The organism is Hansschlegelia beijingensis (genome assembly GCF_045505405.1).
In the GTDB taxonomy this organism is placed as follows: domain Bacteria; phylum Pseudomonadota; class Alphaproteobacteria; order Rhizobiales; family Methylopilaceae; genus Methylopila; species Methylopila beijingensis_A.
Genome location: NZ_JBJKEX010000469.1, coordinates 1 through 1891, shown reverse-complemented (window position 1 = coordinate 1891; position 1891 = coordinate 1). Strand labels below are relative to the sequence as shown.

At 71.7% G+C, this 1891-nt stretch carries 2 protein-coding genes; one reads left to right on the top strand and one right to left on the bottom strand.

All coding sequences use genetic code 11. From position 1 onward, the window contains the following. Nucleotides 1-1326: L-piperidine-6-carboxylate dehydrogenase (gene amaB, locus ACIKT0_RS17655; protein WP_407106648.1), on the top strand; the 1326-nt coding region annotated here is incomplete at its 5' end. A 7-nt stretch (nt 1327-1333) separates the two neighbouring features. Here amaB and ACIKT0_RS17650 read toward each other — a convergent pair. Beyond that, the gene (locus ACIKT0_RS17650) at nt 1334-1786 is read right to left on the bottom strand and encodes an NfeD family protein (protein WP_407106647.1); all 453 of its coding nucleotides are present in this window, start codon (nt 1784-1786) and stop codon (nt 1334-1336) included. Nucleotides 1787-1891 lie beyond the last annotated feature (105 nt).

Here is a 1891-nt window from a genome sequence, read left to right as displayed (position 1 = left end):
GAAGAGCGCACGCCCGCGCCGGTGCGCGGCGAGCTGGTGCGGCTGTTCGGCGAGGAGCTGCGCGCCCACAAGGCCGCGCTCGGCCGGCTCGTCACCATCGAGTGCGGCAAGATCCTTTCCGAGGGCCTCGGGGAGGTCCAGGAGATGATCGACATCTGCGACTTCGCGGTCGGCCTGTCCCGCCAGCTGCACGGGCTGACGATCGCCAGCGAGCGGCCCGATCACCGCATGATGGAGAACTGGCATCCGCTTGGGCCGGTCGGGATCATCTCGGCGTTCAACTTCCCCGTCGCGGTGTGGGCCTGGAATGCGGCGCTCGCGCTCGTCTGCGGCGACCCTTTGATCTGGAAGCCGTCGGAGAAGACGCCGCTCACCGCCCTCGCCTGCGAGGCGCTGTTCCAACGCGCCGCCGCCCGCTTCGGGCAGGCGCCCGAAAACCTGTCGAGCGTGCTGATCGGCGGCGGCGAGATCGGCGCGGCGCTGGTCGATCATCCGGGCGTCCCGCTCGTCTCCGCCACCGGCTCGACCCGGATGGGTCGCGCGGTCGCGCCGCGTCTCGCGGCTCGCTTCGCGCGCGCGATCCTGGAGCTCGGCGGCAACAACGGCGCGATCGTCTGCCCGTCCGCGGATGTCGACCTCACGGTGCGGGCCGTGGCGTTCGCCGCGATGGGCACGGCCGGCCAGCGCTGCACCACGCTGCGGCGGCTGTTCGTGCACGAGGCCGCCTATGACGTCCTTCTTCCGCGCCTGAAGGCGGCCTACGCCAGCGTCTCGGTCGGAAGCCCGCTGGACGAGCGCACGCTCGTCGGGCCGCTGATCGACGCCGCCGCGTTCGAGGCGATGCAGGCGGCGCTACGCGACGCCGAGACGCTCGGCGGCGCCGTCACGGGAGGGCGGCGCGAGGAGAGCGACAGCCCCGACGCGTTCTATGTCCGCCCGGCGCTGGTCGAGCTCCCGGAGCAGGCCGGACCGGCGCTGCAGGAGACATTCGCGCCGATCCTCTACGTGATGCGCTTCTCGGATCTGGACGAGGCGATCCGGCTGCACAACGCCGTCGGCCAGGGGCTGTCGTCGTCGATCTTCACCAACGATCTGCGCGAGGCGGAGCTGTTCCTCTCCGCCCGCGGCTCCGACTGCGGCATCGCCAACGTCAACATCGGCCCGTCGGGCGCGGAGATCGGCGGCGCGTTCGGCGGCGAGAAGGAGACCGGCGGCGGCCGCGAGTCCGGCTCCGACGCCTGGAAGGCCTACATGCGGCGAGCCACCAACACGATCAATTTCGGCCGCGCGCTGCCGCTCGCGCAGGGCGTGCGGTTCGACCTCTGAGGCGCCCCTAGGCCTCGGGAAGCACCAGCAGGGTGGCGCCGTCGACGGCGGCCACCTTTACCCGCGCGCCGGACGGCAGGTCGGGTCCGGAGATCCGCCATGAGGTGTCGTCGATCCTCACCCGCCCCTCGCCGCCCACGATTGGCGCCTCGAGCGTGAAGACCCTGCCGATATGGCGCTCGGCCCGGCGGTTCAGCATCGGCCGGTCGTCGCTCGTCTCGTCGGCCGGTCGGCCGATGCGCCACCAGGCGATCGCCGCCGCGAGCCCCAGCACCGCGAAGGCCACCAGCTCGATCTGCCAGCCGGGATCGAACAGGAAGGCCAGGAAGCCGACCAGGATGGCCGCGATGCCGAGCCACAGCAGGACGCTGCCGGGGATGATCAGCTCCGCCGTCAGCAGCAGCAGGCCGAACACGAACCAGCGCCAGGCCCCGAGCGCGACGACGAGGCTCGTCAGCATGCCTCAGGCGCTCAAGAGCATGGCGACCTCGCCCAACCAGAAGACCTTCGTGCTGCCCTATGAGGCGACCGCGCTGCTGGGCTCGCTCGGCGGCATCGCGGAGAT

Bases quoted from the DNA above. Each gene is read 5' to 3' on its own strand.
- ACIKT0_RS17650 (WP_407106647.1), bottom strand. From the start codon at position 1,786: ATGCTGACGAGCCTCGTCGTCGCGCTCGGGGCCTGGCGCTGGTTCGTG.